Source organism: Streptomyces sp. CB01881 (assembly GCF_002953255.1).
GTDB lineage: Bacteria > Actinomycetota > Actinomycetes > Streptomycetales > Streptomycetaceae > Kitasatospora.
Genome location: NZ_CP026498.1, coordinates 10,993,237 through 10,994,507, shown reverse-complemented (window position 1 = coordinate 10,994,507; position 1,271 = coordinate 10,993,237). Strand labels below are relative to the sequence as shown.

The following is a 1,271-nucleotide window of genomic DNA, read 5'->3' as shown; positions in this document are numbered from 1 at the left end:
CGGCACCGCCGTCCGCCAGGGTCGTCCCAACGTCGCCGTGTCCCGTTCCGGCCGCCGTTCCCGGGCCCGAAACCACCTTGGACGTGGAGGGAACAGCGCATGCGACGCCAGACAGCACCCCTGGAGCCCGGAGCACCACCACACCCCGTCGACGAGATGCTGCCGCCCGGCCGGATGGCGACCGTCGCGCTTCAGCACGTGGCCAGCATGTACGCCGGGGTCGCCGCTCCGCCGCTGATCATCGGCGCCGCAGCCGGTCTCACCGCCGCCCGGCTCACCACCCTGCTCGCCGCCAGCCTGTTCATCGCCGGCATCGCCACCCTGCTGCAGACCCTGGGATTCTGGCGAATCGGCTCGCGGCTGCCCTTCGTCAACGGTGTCTCCTTCGCCACCGTCTCGCCGATCCTCGCCGTGGTCGAGTCGAAGAAGGACGCGGCACTGCCGTTGATCTTCGGTTCGACCCTGGTGGCGGGCCTGTTCTGTTTCCTGCTGGCGCCGGTCTTCTGCCGGCTCGTCCGCTTCTTCCCGCCGGTCGTCAGCGGCACGGTGATCACACTGATCGGCATCTCACTGCTGCCGGTGGCCGGGAACTGGGCACAGGGCGGCAACTCCCGTGCGCCGGGCTACGGTTCGCTCGCCAACCTGGGACTGGCGGGGCTGACCCTGCTCGCGGTCCTGCTCTTCAACCGCTTTCTGCGCGGCTTCCTGCAGCGGATCTCCATCCTGCTCGGGATGCTGGCGGGCACCTTGGTGGCGGTCCCGCTCGGCAAGGTGGACACCGCTGCGCTCGGCAGCCTGCCGGTCTTCGAGCTGCCGCATCCGTTCGCCTTCGGCGCGCCGCAGTTCGAGGCCGCGGCGATCATCTCGATGCTGGTGGTGATGGTGGTCTCGATGACCGAGTCCACCGCGGACATGATCGCGCTCGGCGAGGTGGTGGAGCGCCCGGCGGACGACCGTACGATCGCCGGCGGCCTGCGGGCGGACGGTCTTGCGACGGCGTTCGGCGGCGTGTTCAACGGCTTCATCTGCTCGGCGTTCGCGCAGAACATCGGGCTGGTGGCACTGACGCGGATCCGCAGCCGCTTCGTGGTGGCGCTGGCCGGGGTCTTCCTCGTGGTGATGGGCCTGGTGCCGGTGGTCGGCGGACTGGTCTCGCTGGTGCCGCAGCCGGTGCTCGGCGGCGCGGGCGTGGTGCTCTTCGGGTCGGTGGCGGTGGCGGGCATCCGCACGCTGGGCAAGGCGGACCTGAGCATCGGGTCGAATCATCGTGG

1 protein-coding gene is annotated in these 1,271 nt (G+C 70.4%); it reads left to right on the top strand.

Annotated features, from left to right (window positions below; all coding sequences use genetic code 11):
• Positions 1–99 precede the first annotated feature (99 nt).
• Positions 100–1,271: nucleobase:cation symporter-2 family protein (locus tag C2142_RS37365; protein ID WP_241003062.1), on the top strand; the 1,172-nt coding region annotated here is incomplete at its 3' end.